This is a genomic window from Klebsiella sp. SWET4 (genome assembly GCF_024296565.1).
Lineage (GTDB): Bacteria > Pseudomonadota > Gammaproteobacteria > Enterobacterales > Enterobacteriaceae > Klebsiella > Klebsiella variicola.
On record NZ_JANCOB010000001.1, the window covers coordinates 1 to 16,894 of the forward strand.

Here is a 16,894-nt window from a genome sequence, read left to right on the forward strand (position 1 = left end):
TCTGTCCAACTGGCGTTGCCAGTTGTCGAACCCCGGTCGGGGGTTCTCATCCCCCTGGTGAGTGCCACATGCGAAAAAAAAGCCCGTACTTGCGTACGAGCTCTTCTTAAAATATGGCGGTGAGGGGGGGATTCGAACCCCCGATACGTTGCCGTATACACACTTTCCAGGCGTGCTCCTTCAGCCACTCGGACACCTCACCATATTGTCTTTCCCGTTGTTGTCGGGAACGGGCGCTAATGTAGGGAAATACGTATCGCCCGTCAATCAACTTTTTGCAAAAAAAGCGCGTTTAGACAAACTTCGAGCAACTTGCTCCTTAAACGTGCGAAATCCGTTTTTTTTGTCGCCAGTGCCTTTTCCCTTTTCGCTCGGGGGAAATTTGTTATGCTGGCAAACCAATAGAAAACAATGAGTAAAATAAGACGCCAGCGTCAATCGGCCAAAGGCGTCTGCTATCAGGAGCCCCTATGGAGATTATTTTTTACCATCAGACCTTTGATACCCCATTCTGGATCCGTGAGCTGGAAAAACAGTTACCCGGGGCGCGGGTGCGCGAGTGGAAAGCGGGTGACAACCAGCCGGCGGACTATGCCCTGGTCTGGCATCCGCCGGTAGAGATGCTGCAGGGCCGGGCGCTGAAGGCCGTGTTTGCCCTCGGGGCGGGGGTAGATTCTATTCTCAGCAAGCTGCGTGACCATCCGGATATGCTGCCGCTGTCGATCCCGCTGTTTCGCCTCGAAGATACCGGTATGGGACGGCAGATGCAGGAGTATGCCGTGAGCCAGGTGCTGCACTGGTTCCGCCGCTTTGATGACTATCAGGCGCTGAAGCTGGCTTCCCGCTGGCAGCCGCTGCCCGAGTATCGCGCCGACGAATTCACTGTCGGGATTATGGGAGCCGGCGTGTTGGGGGCGAAGGTTGCGGAAAGTCTGCAACCCTGGGGGTTCCCGCTTCGCGTCTGGAGCCGTAGCCGCAAATCCTGGCCACAGGTACAGAGCTTCGCCGGTCAGGCCGAACTGGGCGAATTCCTGCAGGGCACTCGCGTGCTGATCAACCTGCTGCCGAATACCGCCGAAACCGCCGGTATTATTAACCAAACGCTGCTGGCGCAGTTGCCGGATGAGAGCTATGTCCTCAACCTTGCTCGCGGCGTGCATGTCGTTGAAGAGGATCTGCTGGCGGCGCTGAACAGCGGTAAGCTCAAAGGGGCGATGCTCGATGTCTTCAGTCGCGAACCTCTGCCGCAGGAGAGCCCGCTATGGGCACATCCGCGGGTGGCCATGACCCCCCATGTGGCGGCAGTGACCCGTCCAATGGAAGCTATCACCTACATTGCGGAGACCATTAGCCGGCTTGAGCGAGGGGAACCGGTAAGCGGTCAGGTTGACCGCCAGCGCGGTTATTAAGACGAGAGAACCCCGCCACGGCGGGGTTTTTGCTAATCAATAGCCCGGTTTCCTGCTATTCTTGCGGCAAACAGAAGAGGAGAATGTGATGTATCCCGTTGACCTGCACATGCATACCGTCGCCAGCACCCACGCCTACAGCACCCTGCACGATTATATTGCGGAAGCAAAGCGTAAAGGGATCAAACTCTTCGCCATCACCGACCATGGCCCGGATATGGCGGATGCCCCGCACTACTGGCACTTCGTTAATATGCGCATCTGGCCCCGTCTGGTAGACGGGGTGGGGATCCTGCGCGGTATTGAGTCGAATATTAAAAATATCGAAGGTGAGATCGACTGCTCCGGGCCGATGTTAACCTCGCTTGATCTGATCATTGCCGGATTCCATGAGCCGGTGTTCCCGCCGCAGGATCGAGACACCCATACGCAGGCGATGATTGCCGCGATGGCCAGCGGTAAGGTGCATATGATTAGCCATCCGGGTAATCCGAAATTCCCGGTGGATATCCCGGCTATTGCCGAAGCGGCGGCCCGCTATCAGGTGGCGCTGGAGATTAATAACTCCTCTTTTATTTCATCGCGCGTGGGCAGTGAAGATAACTGTCGAGCTATCGCTGCGGCGGTGCGTGATGCCGGGGGATGGGTGGCGCTGGGCTCGGACTCTCACACTGCCTTTACCCTCGGGGAATTTACCGAATGCCGCAAGATCCTTGATGCGGTCGATTTCCCGGAGGAGAGGATCCTCAACGTTTCTCCGCGTCGCCTGCTCAACTTCCTCGAGTCGCGGGGCATGCCGGCGATCCCGGAATTTGCTGACCTTTAATTTGTATAACTGGAATAACTGAATGAACGAGTTTTCAATCCTCTGCCGCGTGCTGGGTTCGCTGTATTACCGTCAACCGCAGGACCCGCTGCTGGTGCCGCTGTTTACCCTGATCCGTGAGGGCAAACTTGCTGCCAGCTGGCCGCTTGAGCAGGATGAACTGCTGGCGCGTCTGCAGAAAAGCTGTGAGATGCAGTCCCTGGCGACGGACTATAATGCGCTGTTCGTCGGTGAAGCCTGCAGCGTGCCGCCGTACCGTAGCGCGTGGGTGGAGGGTTCCTCGGAAGCAGAAGTACGGGCTTTTATGAGCGAACACGGTATCCCGACAGGGGAAGGTCCGGCGGATCATCTCGGATCGCTGCTGTTGGCCGCCTCCTGGCTGGAGGATCATGCTACAGAAGACCAGAGCGAGACGCTGGAGCTTCTGTTTGCTGACTATATCCTGCCATGGTGCGGGACGATGCTGGGCAAAGTCGAAGCCCATGCGCACACGCCATTCTGGCGCACCATGGCGCCATTGACCCGCGACGCCATCGCCGCGATGTGGGACGAGCTTCAGGAAGAAGATGAGCAATAATATGTGATGTTAATCACTATTTGAATGCAACTGAAATTAGGTTCATTCATATACTGTGTTTTAGATCTCATTATTCCGGCGCGTATCTGCTAGGATACGCGCCATGAACATACTCTTCGCAATCGCATTAACGACGGGCATTCTCTCCGGAATTTGGGGATGGGTGGCGGTCGCTCTCGGCCTGCTGAGCTGGGCCGGTTTCCTCGGCTGTACGGCCTATTTCGCCTGCCCGCAGGGCGGTCTGAAAGGTCTGGCCATCTCCTCGTGCACGGTAATGAGCGGCGTGGTCTGGGCATTAGTGATTATCCACGGTAGCGCACTGGCCCCGCAGCTGCAGATCCTCAGCTATATGATGACCGGTATCGTCGCCTTCCTGATGTGCATTCAGGCGCGACAGACATTGCTGTCGTTTGTACCGGGCACCTTTATCGGCGCCTGCGCGACTTTTGCGGCAGACGGCGACTGGCGCCTGGTGGTGCCCTCCCTGGCGTTGGGTCTGGTTTTTGGCTATGCCATGAAGAATAGTGGCCTGTGGCTGGCGGCCCGCGCGGGCAAACATAAATCGTTCGCTAATGACAACGCCTGACTGGCGAAACAGCAGACTCAACAGGACCCTTAGGGTCCTGTTTTTTTTAGCTTCCCGTCGCCAGGGCTGAGGGATAATCTTGCTCCCGGGGGCGGGAATGCCCTAGTATCGGCAGAAAGCCGTATCCACGCGCTATGCCGACAGGAGGAGAAATGGCTGTTCAACCTGAGGTAATTCTCGGCGATATTACGACGCTTGAAGTCGATGTGATTGTTAATGCGGCAAACCCCTCGCTGCTGGGCGGCGGCGGGGTAGATGGCGCGATCCACCGGGCGGCCGGCCCGGCGCTGCTGGCGGCTTGCAAACAGGTATTGCAGCAGCAGGGCGAATGTCCTCCCGGTCACGCGGTGATCACTATTGCGGGCGATCTTCCCGCCAGCGCGGTGATCCACACCGTGGGCCCGGTCTGGCACGGCGGCGACCGCATGGAAGCGCAAACCCTGGCGGATGCTTACAAAAACAGTCTGCAGCTGGCCGCGGCAAACAACTATCGCTCCATTGCGTTTCCGGCGATCAGCACCGGCGTGTATGGCTATCCAAAAGAGGAAGCGGCGGAGATCGCCGTGCGCACCGTCACCGCGTTTCTCACTCGCTATAACCCCCTTGAGCGCGTCCTGTTCGTCTGTTTTGATGAGGAAACGGCGGCTATCTATCGCCGCCTGCTGGCGTCATACCCCTGATCCAGCAGAATAGGCTATGATAACCGCCGGTATTGACGGGAAAGATGGATAGCAGGAGGGAGCAGGGTGTCAGAAGGAAAAGTACAGCAGAAGCAGCAGGCGCGCCGCGCAGAGATCGTTGCCGCTGCGCAAAGGTGTTTTGCTGAAAAGGGGCTGCATGGCGCTTCCGTTGCCGATATTGCCCGCGAGGCGGGCCTGAGCGTTGGTCAGCTGTATCGTATTTTTGCCAGCAAAGAGGCGATCATCGAAGCGATTGTCAGCGAAATCGTCCACGCCAGGGTCGGGGAGATGATCGATGAGAACCACAATCTGGCGCGCAAAGCGGCGGTGCTGGCCGGCAGGATCCCGACGTCGGCAGCCACCAAAAGCGACAATTATCTGCTGATGGAGATCAACGCCGAAGCCTCGCGTAACCCACGCTTGCGCGAGATCCTGGTGCAGGCCGATCGGCGTTTGAAAGAGGAAGGAGGGCGTCTGTCGCAGCGCTACCATCCCGGGCTCAGCGATGCGCGACGCAATGCCGCATCAGAGCTCATCGCCGTTCTGACCGAGGGGGCCGCCTATCGCTGTGAGCTCTGCGCCTCGACCCCGGTCGATAAGGCAGATTTAGAAGCTCTGTATAATATGATTTTCGACCGGCTTTTTGACGAGCAGGCGTAATGCGACACGCCTGGCGTGCCGCACCCGCGGCAAATTAGCTGGCCGAAGCCGGGGTTTTGGCCGGTTTGTTCATCGGTTTACCGGAGAACAGGAAACGCAGCAGCGGAATGCGCAGATGAATTTCATACAGGATCAGCGCGATACCCACCACAAAAACCAGCCCGACAATAAAGCCTAAGGTATTGGACTTGATGGCCGGGGTGATCCACGCCCCGTACAGTAGCGTCAGCGGGTGGTGCACCAGGTAAATAAACAGCGAGGCATTGACGAAATAGGTCACGCGCGCTGACTGGAAGTTCAGCAGTCGATGGCCGAGCGAAAAGACCACATTGACCATCCACAGCCCCAACACCATAGTAATCACCGATTCGGTTTCATACATCCAGCCGTCGCCGGACCCATACTGCTGATTCAGTCGATAGGCGATAAACCCGAGCAGCGCTGCGGCGCAGCACCACGGCGACGGAGTGGTGAACATGGTCTTTAAGCGTGGGTTAATAAAGGTCTGCGCGCCCAGCACAAAGAAGGGCAGATAGAACAGCGTCTGCATCACCACAAAGTTAAACAGACCATTGCTCAGCAGGGGCGGATAGAGCAGGAACAAGGACCGGCGGATCAGCGCATAAAAGACCCCCAGCGCGAGGAAAATCATCGTCAGCTGGCCCATGGTGACAGTGTCACTGAAGGCGAGGCCGTGGCCAGCCGGACGGCGCGTCAGCCATTTAAACAGCACCACCCCCAGCGAGGTCAGCACCACCAGAACCAGTAAAAACCACAGGTGGGAAATGAGCTCCCAGGCCAGGGTATTAAATTTGTCGTACATCGAAAGGGTATGCCAGTTTTCCGCCTTGCCGTTGACGTATTGCAGCATAATAAATTGCGGCAGCGTCAGCAGTGGGATGGCGGTCAGCATCGGAATACCGACCCGTTCAACGCGCACTTTCCACCATTTTTTCAGCGGGTAGCGCAGGAACAGCATGTAGGAGAAATAGCCGGAGATGACGAAAAAGACCTGCATGCGAAAGGCATGGATGAAGTCATTAAACAGCGTCAACCACCACGAGGGTTCGGCGCTGTTGACATGCCAGCTGTGGCTGGAATAAATCAGCGAAATGTGGAAAGGGATCCCCAGCAGCATCAACCAGGCGCGGATGCTGTCGAAGAAATATTCACGCTGTACCGGAGTATTATTCATACGATTCACGACAATCTCAGATAATTCGTCTTATCACTCAAGGTGATAACGCTTACATTATCAGCAACCCTACATGAACTCGGGGTATCTGTCTCCAGGATAAGCACTCAAAGTGCAAACGGGACAGCGAACTGTTTATTCCCTGTGCCGCCAGGCTGAACAAAGCAGGGATTATGTTGTCGGATTGCCTGAGTTTCCATTAAAATAGATCGGATCGATTTAAGCACACAAAGGGGGAAGTGCTTACTTATATGAAACATAAACCACAGATGATGAAAATGCGTTGGTTAAGCGCAGCCGTAATGTTGTCCCTGTGTACTTCATCTGCATGGGCGTTTAGCATTGATGACGTTGCAAAAGAGGCCAAAACGTTAGCCGGGAAAGGCTATGAAGCGCCGAAGAGTAACCTGCCCTCCGCTTTCCGCGACATGAAATACGCGGACTACCAGCAAATTCAGTTTAATCACGATAAAGCTTACTGGAATAACCAGAAAACCCCATTCAAGCTTGAATTTTACCATCAGGGGATGTACTTCGACACGCCGGTCACCATCAATGAAGTGACGGCGACCAGCGTGCGCAAAATTAAATATAGTCCGGACTATTTCAACTTTGGTAACGTCCAGCACGATAAAGACACGGTGAAAGACCTCGGTTTCGCCGGCTTCAAAGTACTGTATCCGATCAACAGCAAAGATAAGAACGATGAAATCGTCAGCATGCTCGGTGCCAGCTACTTCCGCGTGCTGGGTCAGGGTCAGGTTTACGGTCTGTCCGCGCGTGGCCTGGCTATCGATACCGCGCTGCCGTCCGGCGAAGAGTTCCCGCGTTTTCGTGAGTTCTGGATCGAACGTCCAAAAGCCACTGACAAGCGTCTGACTATCTATGCGCTGCTGGATTCCCCACGGGCAACCGGCGCCTATCGCTTTGTCATCATGCCGGGACGCGACACCGTCGTGGACGTCCAGTCCAAAGTTTACCTGCGTGACAAAGTCGGCAAACTGGGTGTGGCGCCGCTGACCAGCATGTTCCTGTTCGGTTCCAACCAGCCTTCTCCGACGCTCAACTATCGTCCGGCGCTGCACGACTCCAATGGTCTGTCTATCCTGGCCGGTAACGGCGAGTGGATCTGGCGTCCGCTGAACAATCCGAAACACCTGGCTGTCAGCAGCTATGCGATGGAAAACCCGCAAGGCTTCGGCCTGCTGCAGCGCGGCCGTCAGTTCTCGCGCTTCGAGGATCTCGACGATCGTTATGACCTGCGTCCAAGCGCCTGGATCACCCCGAAAGGGGACTGGGGCAAAGGGAAAATCGAGCTGGTTGAAATTCCGACCAACGATGAAACGAACGATAACATCGTGACTTACTGGACGCCGGATCAGCTGCCGGAGCCGGGCAAGGAGATGAATTTCAAATACACCATCACCTTCAGCCGCGATGAAGACAAGCTGCATGCGCCAGATAACGCTTACGTTATGCAGACCCGCCGCTCTACCGGCGATGTGAAGCAGTCGAACCTGATCCGCCAGCCGGACGGCACGGTTGCCTTCATTGTCGACTTCACCGGCGCCGATATGAAGAAACTGCCAGCGGATACCCCGGTCGCTGCTCAGGCGAGCACCGGCGATAACGCGGAAATCGTTGAAAATACCGTGCGTTACAATCCAGTGACCAAAGGCTGGCGGATGATCCTGCGTTTGAAGGTTAAAGATCCGAAGAAAACGACGGAAATGCGTGCCGCGCTGGTTAACGGTGATGACACGTTGAGCGAAACCTGGAGCTATCAGCTGCCTGCCAATGAATAAGATAACGAAGTACATTGACGCATTGCCGCTGTCGGACGCCGAAAAATCGGCGCTGCCGGACACCAGCCTGCAGGCCGTTCATCAGGCCCTGGATGACGAACATCAGACCTTCGCTCGCGAAGACGACTCTCCGCTGGGGTCGGTGAAGGCGCGTCTGGCGCACAGCTGGCCGGATTCGCTTTCTGGCGATCAACTGGTGAAGGATGACGAAGGTCGTACCCAGCTGCATGCTATGCCGAAAGCCAGGCGTTCCTCGATGATCCCGGACCCGTGGCGGACTAACCCGGTCGGCCGCTTCTGGGATCGTCTGCGCGGCCGCGATGTCACGCCGCGCTATCTCTCCCGCCTGACGCAAGAAGAGCGCGAGAGTGAGCAAAAATGGCGTACCGTCGGCACCATTCGTCGCTACATCCTGCTGCTGCTGACGCTGTCGCAGACCGTGGTGGCCACCTGGTATATGAAAACCATTCTGCCTTATCAGGGCTGGGCGCTGATCAACCCGGCCGACATGGTGGGGCAGAACCTGTGGATCTCGTTCATGCAGCTGCTGCCGTACGTGTTGCAGAGCGGCATTCTGATCCTCTTCGCGGTACTGTTCTGCTGGGTTTCCGCCGGCTTCTGGACCGCGTTAATGGGCTTTCTGCAGCTGTTGATCGGCCGCGACAAGTACAGTATTTCCGCCTCGACGGTTGGTGACGAACCGTTGAACCCGGCGCACCGTACGGCGCTTATTATGCCGATCTGTAACGAAGACGTTGACCGCGTTTTCGCCGGGCTGCGGGCGACCTGGGAGTCGGTGAAAGCGACCGGTAACGCCGCTCATTTCGATGTCTATATCCTCAGCGACAGCTATAACCCCGATATCTGTGTGGCTGAGCAAAAGGCGTGGATGGAGCTGATTGCCGAAGTGCAGGGCGAAGGGCAGATCTTCTACCGTCGCCGTCGTCGTCGCGTGAAGCGTAAGAGCGGCAACATCGATGATTTCTGCCGCCGCTGGGGCAGCCAGTATAGCTATATGGTGGTGCTGGACGCTGACTCGGTGATGACCGGCGAGTGTCTGAGCAGCCTGGTGCGCCTGATGGAAGCGAACCCGAACGCCGGGATCATCCAGTCATCCCCGCGCGCCTCGGGCATGGACACGCTGTATGCGCGTTGCCAGCAGTTTGCCACCCGGGTGTACGGTCCGCTGTTTACGGCCGGTCTGCACTTCTGGCAGCTGGGGGAGTCCCACTACTGGGGACACAACGCCATTATCCGCGTGAAGCCGTTCATTGAGCACTGCGCGCTGGCGCCGCTGCCGGGCGAGGGTAACTTTGCCGGGTCGATTCTGTCGCACGACTTCGTCGAAGCCGCGCTAATGCGCCGTGCCGGCTGGGGGGTGTGGATTGCCTACGATCTGCCGGGCTCCTATGAGGAGCTGCCGCCGAACCTGCTGGACGAGCTGAAACGCGACCGTCGCTGGTGTCAGGGCAACCTGATGAACTTCCGCCTGTTCCTCGTCAGAGGGATGCACCCGGTTCACCGGGCGGTGTTCCTCACCGGCGTGATGTCGTACCTGTCGGCGCCGCTGTGGTTTATGTTCCTTGCCCTGTCGACGGCGTTGCAGGTGGTGCATGCCCTGACCGAGCCGCAGTACTTCCTGCAGCCGCGTCAGCTGTTCCCGGTGTGGCCGCAGTGGCGTCCGGAGCTGGCCATCGCGCTGTTCGCTTCGACCATGGTGCTGCTGTTCCTGCCGAAGCTGCTGAGTATTATTCTGGTGTGGTGTAAAGGGCCGAAAGAGTATGGCGGATTTATCCGCGTCACGCTTTCTCTGCTGCTGGAGGTCCTGTTCTCGGTCCTGCTGGCGCCGGTTCGCATGCTGTTCCACACCGTCTTCGTGGTCAGCGCCTTCCTCGGCTGGGAAGTGGTGTGGAATTCGCCGCAGCGTGATGATGACTCCACGCCGTGGGGAGAAGCCTTTATGCGTCACGGCTCGCAGCTGCTGCTGGGGCTGGTATGGGCAGTCGGAATGGCATGGCTGGATCTGCGCTTCCTGTTCTGGCTGGCGCCGATCGTCGTCTCGCTGATCCTGTCGCCGTTCGTGTCGGCGATCTCCAGCCGGGCGACCGTGGGCCTGCGCACCAAGCGCTGGAAGCTGTTCCTGATCCCGGAAGAGTATTCGCCGCCGCAGGTGCTCAAGGATACCGACGCGTACCTGACGCTGAACCGTCAGCGTTCACTGGACGATGGCTTTATGCACGCGGTATTCAATCCGTCGTTTAACGCCCTCGCCACGGCGATGGCCACCGCGCGCCACCGTCATGGTCATATCCTTGAGATCGCTCGCGAGCGCCACGTTGAGCAGGCGCTGAACGAAACGCCGGATAAGCTGAACCGCGATCGTCGACTGGTGCTGTTGAGCGACCCGGTGACCATGTCGCGTCTGCACTATCGCGTCTGGGCCGCGCCGGAGAAATATTCATCGTGGGTCAACGCCTATCAGCAGTTAGCGCTTAACCCGCTGGCGCTGAAAACGAAATAAGCCGTACGTAAAGGAAAATACCGGCAGCGATGCCGGTATTTTTTTATCTGAAACACGAGGTTGTGAATGCGAATATTATCGATCATTGCCATGGCGCTGCTGCTGAGCGGCTGCGGCAGCATTATCAGCCGGACGGTGCCCGGGCAGGGGCATGGCAATCAATATTACCCGGGCGTGCAGTGGGACGTTCGCGACTCGGCATGGCGCTATCTCACCGTTCTGGACCTTCCGTTCTCGCTGGTGTTCGATACGCTGCTGCTGCCGCTGGATGCCAGCCACGGGCCCTATAACTGATTAGCGCTCGTCCCACTCGTCGGCCGCCGTCTGTCCCTCTTCGGTGTCCAGCGAGGGCTCGAGCTGGAATTCGCCTTCATCCCACTCATGGAGGGTATTTTCCTCCAGCCACTCCTGGCGCAGCTCTATCTCATCATAATCCCCGTCGAAAACGCTCTGCGCAGCTTCGCCGCTGAGCATCGGTAAACATTCGCCTTGTTCGTCTTCGTCAGCAAAAAATTCGGCCTGCCAGGCGATATCGCCATCCTGCAGCACATACTTTTGAATATTAAGCTGCTCAACGTTAGCGCTCTCTTCATCGCTGTCAGGATTATTGGCGAGAAATTCTTCGCGTGCTGCATCAATAGCTTCTTCGAGCGTGGCATAGAACATCGAATCCTTTGGCATAGCGAATCTCCTGAGAAGAATATGAATTGAACACGATTCAATCTATAGAAGGCGGTAGCCAAAGCGTCAAGGGGCTGGGCCCCTCTGGACATTAATTTACTGAATGGCGGTCAGGCTGCGAGGCTTCCGCGGCAGGTCGGCGCAGGCTGAGGGTAGAATAAATGGCGTTAAAGAGCACCACGCCCGCGGTGACCAGGAATACCGCGCGGAAACCGTAGTTGGCGGACACCGAGGCGCCTATCAGGGGGCCGGTGACGTTGCCAATATCGCGGAACGACTGGTTATAGCTAAAGATACGCCCGGAGATCTGGCTGGTGGAATTATACACCAGCAGGGTTTGCACCGCCGGCAGCAGTGCCCCGTCTGCCGCGCCGAGCAGGAAACGCAGGATACCCAGCTGCAGTGGGGTCTGAACGAACGACATCGGGATCAGCAATAGCACAGAGATAATTAGCGCGACGATGAGGATCTTTTCCGGCCCGATACGATCCCCGAGCCTGCCCAGCCGCGGGGCGCTCATCAGCGCGGCTATTCCCGGCACCGAGGCGATCATCCCGCTAATAAAGGCGATGTTACTGACGTTGCCCGCGAGATCGCGCACGTAAAGCGTCAGAATCGGCGCAATGGAGCCGGTGGCCACCTGGATGATCAGCGAGGTCACAAACAGGCTGAGCACCAGCTTGGGATTCTGTAGCGAGGAGAAAACCTCTCTGGCGCTGAGCATCTCTTTTTTGGCGATCGGCACAAAATTTTCACGGATTAAAAACAGGGTAAACAGGAAGCAGATAAACAGCACCGCCGCGGTCATAAAGAAGACGGTGCGCAGGCCCCAGTGGTCGGCCAGGAAGCCACCCGCCAGCGGGCCGAGCAGGGCGCCGCTCACCGCGCCGGTTGACAGCGTGCCCAGCGCCCAGCCGCTTTTGTGGCGCGGGATCTGGGTGGCAATCAGGGCGTTGGCGTTGGGAATAAAGCCGCCCAGCAGGCCGAGCAGTGCGCGTAGCAGCAGAAACTGCCAGATATTCTGTGCCATCCCCATCAGCATCATCACTACGGACATTCCGAGGGCGGAACGCAGCAGCATAATTTTTCGTCCTTTGCGGTCAGCAAGACCGCCCCAGAACGGTGAGGCAATGGCGGAGAAGAGGAAGGTGATACTAAAGACCAGCCCGGACCACATGTTCAGCGCGCTATGCCCGGTGACCCCGAGCTGTTCGACATAGAGTGGCAGAAAGGGCATAACCAGACTGAAGGCGGCGCCCGTTAAAAAGCAGCCGAGCCAGGTCACGGTCAGATTTTGTTTCCAGTTAATAGGGGTATCAGCAGAGGACATAGGGTTCCACTGGCCTGCGCGGCAGGTCAAATTAAGAGAAAATATGAGCCTGCTAATTATGCGCCTGGGAAATAAATGCCGCAATGGAGGAGAGCTTTTAAAGCTAAAGCAGAGCCTAAAGCATGAGCGAGAAGCGCATTCCCGGCCACATGCGCGGCCGGGAAAAGGGATCAGTAGCGGGAGGGCATGCCCTCGGGGCGGGTTTTGAAGCGGCGGTGGAGCCACATATATTGTTCCGGGGCCATCATGATGCACTGCTCAACAATCTTGTTCATCCAGGCGGCCGTGGTTTCCGCGTCGTCCAGCGGCGGGGAACACTCTGGCGGCAGGATAATCAGTTCATAACCTTTACCATCCGGTTTGCGACGCGGGACGAAGGGGACGATACAGGCTTTGGACATTTTCGCCAGCATCCAGGTGCCGGAGGTGGTCGCCGCCTGGTCGACAGCGAACAGTGGGACGAAGACGCTGGCGGTCGGACCGTAATCGTGATCCGGCGCATACCAGACCACTTCACCTTTTTTCAGCGCCCGGATCATCCCTTTCAGATCCTTACGGTCAATCATGTCCTTATTTGAGCGCAAGCGGCCCCATGTCTGCAGCCAGTCGATCACCGGGTTGTCGTTGGGACGGTAGACGCCAATCCCCGGCTCGTTCATGCCGAACATCCGCGCGCCCATCTCGAGAGTCAGGAAGTGAATACCGATCAGCAGAATGCCGCGCTGCTGCGCCTGCACATCGCGGATATGCTCAAAGCCGATGGTGTCGGTCCAGCGGGCGATACGACGAACCGGCCAGAACCAGGCCATCCCCGTCTCCATCAGTCCCATCCCCACCGATTCAAAGTTCATCACCACCATTCGGTGACGTTCCTGCTCGCTTTTGTCGGGGAAGCAGAGCTCAAGGTTGCGATAGGCGATCTTCGCCCGACGCTTCATAAAGCGCATGGCCAGCCGGCCGATGGCATTTCCCAGGCGGTAAATCAGCGGATAGGGCAGTTGGACAACCAGCCACAGCAGGCCAATACCCAGCCACAGCAGCCAATAGCGCGGATGCAACAGCGCCGGAGAAAATTTAGGCAAATGAGTCATTTCATACCCGTATCAGTGAGCAACGTCTTATATTATCGCATTTTTTTACCGGCCAGCCAAAGGCGGCGACAGTCAGCTCGTTTTGTTAAGCGGGGCGCGACCGGGTGAGAGAAATGTAGCGTAAAATGTAGGGATGTAAATTAATTAGCTTTGCTATATCATGCCCGCCGTTTATTTCCTCATTTCTATGTCGAGCAGGTACACCATGCCAGTGTTACACAACCGCATTTCAAATGAGACGTTAAAGGCGCAAATGCTGGCTGAGACCGAGCCGCGCACGACGATCTCATTCTATAAATATTTCACCATTGTCGACCCACAAGCCACTCGCGATGCGTTATGGGTTGCCTTAACCCAGCTGAAGGTCTTTGGCCGTATTTATCTGGCCCGGGAAGGGATCAACGCGCAAATCAGCGTGCCGGAAAGCAACGTTGAAGCCCTGCGTGAGTTTCTCTATGGCTTCGATCCGGCGCTGGCGGGGCTGCGTTTCAATATCGCCCTCGAGGACGATGGGAAATCTTTCTGGGTGCTGCGCCTGAAAGTGCGCGACCGTATTGTCGCCGATGGCATCGACGATCCCTCTTTCGATGCCTCCAATGTTGGGGATTATCTCAAGGCGGCGGACGTCAATGCCATGCTTGACGATCCGGATGCGGTATTTATCGATATGCGTAACCACTATGAATATGAGGTGGGTCATTTCGAAAACGCGCTGGAGATCCCGGCGGATACCTTCCGCGACCAGCTGCCGAAAGCCGTGGAAATGATGCAGGACCACAAAGACAAGAAAATTGTTATGTATTGCACCGGCGGTATTCGCTGTGAAAAAGCCAGCGCCTGGATGAAGCATAACGGTTTCAATAAGGTCTGGCATATCGAGGGCGGGATTATTGAGTACGCCCGCCGCGCACGTGAGCAGGGGCTGCCGGTCCGTTTTATTGGCAAAAACTTTGTCTTTGATGAGCGGATGGGCGAGCGTATCTCCGATGACGTCATCGCGCACTGTCATCAGTGTGGCGCGCCGTGCGATACCCATACCAATTGCCTGAATGATGGCTGTCATCTGCTGTTTATACAGTGCCCGAGCTGCGCTGAGAAGTTTGCCGGTTGCTGTAGCGAAGCGTGCATGGAAGAGCATAAGCTGCCGGAAGAGGAGCAGCGCAAACTGCGCGCCGGACGCGAAAACGGCAATAAAATCTTTAACAAATCGCGTGGCCGACTGAACACCAAACTCGGGATCCCCGAGCCGGAGTCGTCAGAAAAACCATAACCAGACGAGATCGATGAGCGCCAGCAGCAACCACAGCGCAAGGTAGATCATAAAGTGCTCGCGCACGTTGTTAACCAGCATATTAAACAGGCGACGCATAACCGTTCTCAATGACTAACGGCCTCGACACAGAGGCCGTTTTTTTCCGGCGGCAAGCGTGCCGCATTCCGTTATGAGCTAAAGCGCGCCAGCGAGAAAGGCGTCAGGTTAAAGGTCGACGTCTGTCCCTGGGCAAACTGACTGGCAATTTCTCCCAGCACCGGCGCAAACTTAAAGCCATGGCCGCTCAGACCGGTGATCAGCAGCGTGTCTGGTCTGCCAGGGAGCGTATCGATAATAAAATCTTCATCGACCGTGTTGTCATAGGTGCAGGAGGCGCCGTGCAGACAGCCGCCGATCCCGGGCAGGACGTTACGTAAAAACGGAAAGGATTCGGAACCATCGCTGGCGACAGCGCCAAACGCCGATCGCTCCTGCGGCGTGGAGACAGGCTGACCGCCGTTATGCTTGCCGATCTTCAGCTCGTTATCTTCCGCCGGGAAACCGTAGTATTGATCGCCGTTGGGTAGCTCGCCGGTGAATGCCGGGAAATGATTCTTGCTGCTGTAACGGCCATCGGCCTGGAACCAGGCAAAAACCTTACGTACCGGCTGGATGGGGAGGTCCGGAAGCAGGCGGGTGACCCAGGTACCGGCGCTAATCAGCAATTTCTTGCCGTGATATTCACCGTCAAGGGTATCAATGGTGACCCCGTCTGCATGGTGATGAATGGCTGAGACCGGGCAGTTGAATAGCTGCGCGCAGCCAGCTTCCCGTGCCAGACGTATCCAGGTCTCGACAGCCAGCTCACTGCGCAGTACGCCGGACGCCGGTTCGAAAATCGCCCGATAGTCGTCGGGAAGGCGTATCTCCGGCCAGCGCTGCATGACGGCCTGAGCATCTAACTCTTCAACCTCAAGATCGAACGCCCTGGCGCTGGCGGCGACGTTGGCCAGGAAAGGAGAGCTGGCGGGGCCGAGGTTAATGACGCCGGTGCGTTCAAAAACGGCTTCGCCGCTGATTTCAGCCAGTTCATCCCACAGCTGCTGGGCGCGCAGCACCAGCGGAACATACTTTTCACCTTCGCCATAAGCGTGACGGATAAGACGGCTACTGCCATGATGGCTGCCCTCCTGATGGGGAGGTTGGTGGGCATCGGTCATCAGAACATTGAGTCCGGCACGACGCGCATAATAGCCAGCGGCAGCGCCGACCGATCCGCTGCCGATAATGATAAGATCGTATTGCATGGTGAGTTCCGGGTAATTGCCTTATTAGCAGGGTAATTAACTCCCTGCGCTTATACAAGCCCGAAAATAATTCAGGCACCCGCAGGTGCCTGTTAAGACTATTGTTTAGTCATTCCCCGTATCGCGTTAATGTCGGCGGTACTCGTTTTCCTGGTATTCGCCAGATTCAATCTTCGCAATGCCTGCTTCCAGGATTGAAATAAATTGACGTGCGACGTCCGTCGTTAGCCATAGCGTCTGGCCAATTTCAGCATCATGACTGTTTTCTTGAGTGGGGTTCTGGTAGTGCAGGCGCAACATCAGCGCATCGTAGCTATCAACGGTGCTGATGTCCCATCCAACGAGGGGATGGGTCTGAATGACTTCATTATTTTTTTCCATCATAACCCCTTATTCATATGTTAAAAGACAACAATTCTCGAGGTTTAATGCATGTTTTTTGAAGCAAGTTAATTATATCAGGGATCAAGAATAAACTCGAGAAATTAAATGAAAGGCAGCATGATTTTCTTGTTTTCGCCGCTTTTTTACGCAAGATAAGCGCGGGAAATGGCCATTTTAGCCGATATTAAGCAGAATAATCAGGAATATTCTGAACAAGAGGCGGGGAGAAAAAAGCCGGGGCGACCCGGCAAAGAAAAGCACAATGAGGGAGCAAACCAGAGTAACTGGATCCCGCCATGCTTCAGGAGAGATCGTGGACAAACCAGTCGTCCGCGCTTTCCCAGGTTTCCTGCAGGATTTCGCTTATCCGGTCTTTGTCTTCTTTCAGGGCGCCGAACACCGAGAGCTGGTTGCCGGTGGCGTAGCGCACGCTCACCTGACTGTCGATGGCCGGGAATTGCTCGGCGATACGCCGGGAGAGTTCGTTATTCAGCGCTTCCAGCGCGCCGTTGGGTAAGGCGGTCGTTTTGGCGATAGACACTTCGATGCGCATAATTGCCCCCTGTGTTTGATACTGGTTATTTATACAG

The 16,894-nt window shown here is 56.6% G+C and carries 18 protein-coding genes and 1 tRNA gene; 10 read left to right on the plus strand and 9 right to left on the minus strand.

Annotated elements, in window-relative coordinates:
• Positions 1–114: 114 nt before the first annotated feature.
• A tRNA-Ser gene (locus tag NKJ21_RS00005) sits at positions 115–202 on the minus strand.
• Positions 203–470: 268 nt separating this feature from the next.
• Between NKJ21_RS00005 and ghrA the strand changes: the two genes are divergently transcribed.
• The 6 genes from ghrA to NKJ21_RS00035 all read left to right on the plus strand — a co-directional run bounded on the left by ghrA (position 471) and on the right by NKJ21_RS00035 (position 4,738).
• Positions 471–1,409, plus strand: coding sequence for a glyoxylate/hydroxypyruvate reductase GhrA (ghrA, locus tag NKJ21_RS00010; RefSeq protein WP_008805955.1), 939 nt, complete (start codon positions 471–473; stop codon positions 1,407–1,409).
• 88 nt (positions 1,410–1,497) lie between these two features.
• The gene (locus tag NKJ21_RS00015; RefSeq protein WP_008805956.1) at positions 1,498–2,235 is read left to right on the plus strand and encodes a phosphatase; all 738 of its coding nucleotides are present in this window, start codon (positions 1,498–1,500) and stop codon (positions 2,233–2,235) included.
• Positions 2,236–2,257: 22 nt separating this feature from the next.
• On the plus strand, positions 2,258–2,812 hold the full coding sequence (locus NKJ21_RS00020; RefSeq protein WP_008805957.1) for a molecular chaperone: 555 nt from the start codon (positions 2,258–2,260) through the stop codon (positions 2,810–2,812).
• A gap of 103 nt (positions 2,813–2,915) precedes the next feature.
• Positions 2,916–3,398 carry a DUF1097 domain-containing protein gene (locus NKJ21_RS00025; protein WP_008805958.1) on the plus strand — a complete coding sequence of 161 codons (483 nt, stop codon included), beginning with the start codon at positions 2,916–2,918 and terminating at the stop codon, positions 3,396–3,398.
• Between the two features lie 152 nt (positions 3,399–3,550).
• Positions 3,551–4,078, plus strand: coding sequence for an O-acetyl-ADP-ribose deacetylase (ymdB, locus tag NKJ21_RS00030; RefSeq protein ID WP_008805959.1), 528 nt, complete (start codon positions 3,551–3,553; stop codon positions 4,076–4,078).
• Positions 4,079–4,144: 66 nt separating this feature from the next.
• Positions 4,145–4,738 carry a TetR/AcrR family transcriptional regulator gene (locus NKJ21_RS00035; RefSeq protein WP_008805960.1) on the plus strand — a complete coding sequence of 198 codons (594 nt, stop codon included), beginning with the start codon at positions 4,145–4,147 and terminating at the stop codon, positions 4,736–4,738.
• Positions 4,739–4,772: 34 nt separating this feature from the next.
• On the opposite strand, the gene mdoC is transcribed toward NKJ21_RS00035, so the two are convergent.
• The gene (gene mdoC / locus NKJ21_RS00040; RefSeq protein WP_012968581.1) at positions 4,773–5,933 is read right to left on the minus strand and encodes a glucans biosynthesis protein MdoC; all 1,161 of its coding nucleotides are present in this window, start codon (positions 5,931–5,933) and stop codon (positions 4,773–4,775) included.
• 251 nt (positions 5,934–6,184) lie between these two features.
• Between mdoC and mdoG the strand changes: the two genes are divergently transcribed.
• The 3 genes from mdoG (at position 6,185) to NKJ21_RS00055 (ending at position 10,553) form a co-directional block, all read left to right on the plus strand.
• A complete protein-coding gene (gene mdoG / locus NKJ21_RS00045; protein WP_012968580.1) occupies positions 6,185–7,738 on the plus strand; it encodes a glucans biosynthesis protein MdoG in 1,554 nt (517 codons plus the stop codon).
• Entirely contained in the window at positions 7,731–10,259 is a 2,529-nt protein-coding gene (mdoH, locus tag NKJ21_RS00050) for a glucans biosynthesis glucosyltransferase MdoH (protein ID WP_008805963.1), read from the plus strand. Before mdoG ends, mdoH begins: the two co-directional genes overlap by 8 nt.
• 66 nt (positions 10,260–10,325) lie before the next feature.
• Positions 10,326–10,553: a YceK/YidQ family lipoprotein gene (locus tag NKJ21_RS00055; protein WP_008805964.1), complete on the plus strand. Its 228-nt coding sequence runs from the start codon at positions 10,326–10,328 to the stop codon at positions 10,551–10,553.
• Here the strand turns inward: NKJ21_RS00055 and NKJ21_RS00060 are convergent, their stop codons facing one another.
• The 3 genes from NKJ21_RS00060 to NKJ21_RS00070 all read right to left on the minus strand — a co-directional run bounded on the left by NKJ21_RS00060 (position 10,554) and on the right by NKJ21_RS00070 (position 13,361).
• Positions 10,554–10,940 carry a MysB family protein gene (locus tag NKJ21_RS00060; protein WP_012542251.1) on the minus strand — a complete coding sequence of 129 codons (387 nt, stop codon included), beginning with the start codon at positions 10,938–10,940 and terminating at the stop codon, positions 10,554–10,556.
• A gap of 91 nt (positions 10,941–11,031) precedes the next feature.
• Entirely contained in the window at positions 11,032–12,270 is a 1,239-nt protein-coding gene (mdtG, locus tag NKJ21_RS00065; protein ID WP_008805966.1) for a multidrug efflux MFS transporter MdtG, read from the minus strand.
• 170 nt (positions 12,271–12,440) lie between these two features.
• Positions 12,441–13,361, minus strand: coding sequence for a Kdo(2)-lipid IV(A) acyltransferase (locus NKJ21_RS00070; RefSeq protein WP_023297357.1), 921 nt, complete (start codon positions 13,359–13,361; stop codon positions 12,441–12,443).
• Between the two features lie 205 nt (positions 13,362–13,566).
• Between NKJ21_RS00070 and NKJ21_RS00075 the strand changes: the two genes are divergently transcribed.
• On the plus strand, positions 13,567–14,631 hold the full coding sequence (locus NKJ21_RS00075; protein WP_008805967.1) for a rhodanese-related sulfurtransferase: 1,065 nt from the start codon (positions 13,567–13,569) through the stop codon (positions 14,629–14,631).
• Here NKJ21_RS00075 and NKJ21_RS00080 read toward each other — a convergent pair.
• The 4 genes from NKJ21_RS00080 to dinI form a co-directional block, all read right to left on the minus strand.
• Positions 14,617–14,730: a YceO family protein gene (locus NKJ21_RS00080; RefSeq protein ID WP_072124897.1), complete on the minus strand. Its 114-nt coding sequence runs from the start codon at positions 14,728–14,730 to the stop codon at positions 14,617–14,619. The two genes, NKJ21_RS00075 and NKJ21_RS00080, sit on opposite strands and share 15 nt — an antisense overlap.
• A 71-nt stretch (positions 14,731–14,801) precedes the next feature.
• Positions 14,802–15,920 (minus strand): N-methyl-L-tryptophan oxidase, encoded by a 1,119-nt coding sequence (solA, locus tag NKJ21_RS00085; protein ID WP_008805968.1) that lies wholly within the window; start codon positions 15,918–15,920, stop codon positions 14,802–14,804.
• Between the two features lie 126 nt (positions 15,921–16,046).
• Positions 16,047–16,301, minus strand: a complete 255-nt coding sequence (gene bssS, locus NKJ21_RS00090) for a biofilm formation regulator BssS (protein WP_008805969.1) — start codon at positions 16,299–16,301, stop codon at positions 16,047–16,049.
• Positions 16,302–16,605: 304 nt separating this feature from the next.
• On the minus strand, positions 16,606–16,857 hold the full coding sequence (gene dinI, locus NKJ21_RS00095) for a DNA damage-inducible protein I (protein ID WP_002898994.1): 252 nt from the start codon (positions 16,855–16,857) through the stop codon (positions 16,606–16,608).
• Positions 16,858–16,894: the final 37 nt, after the last annotated feature.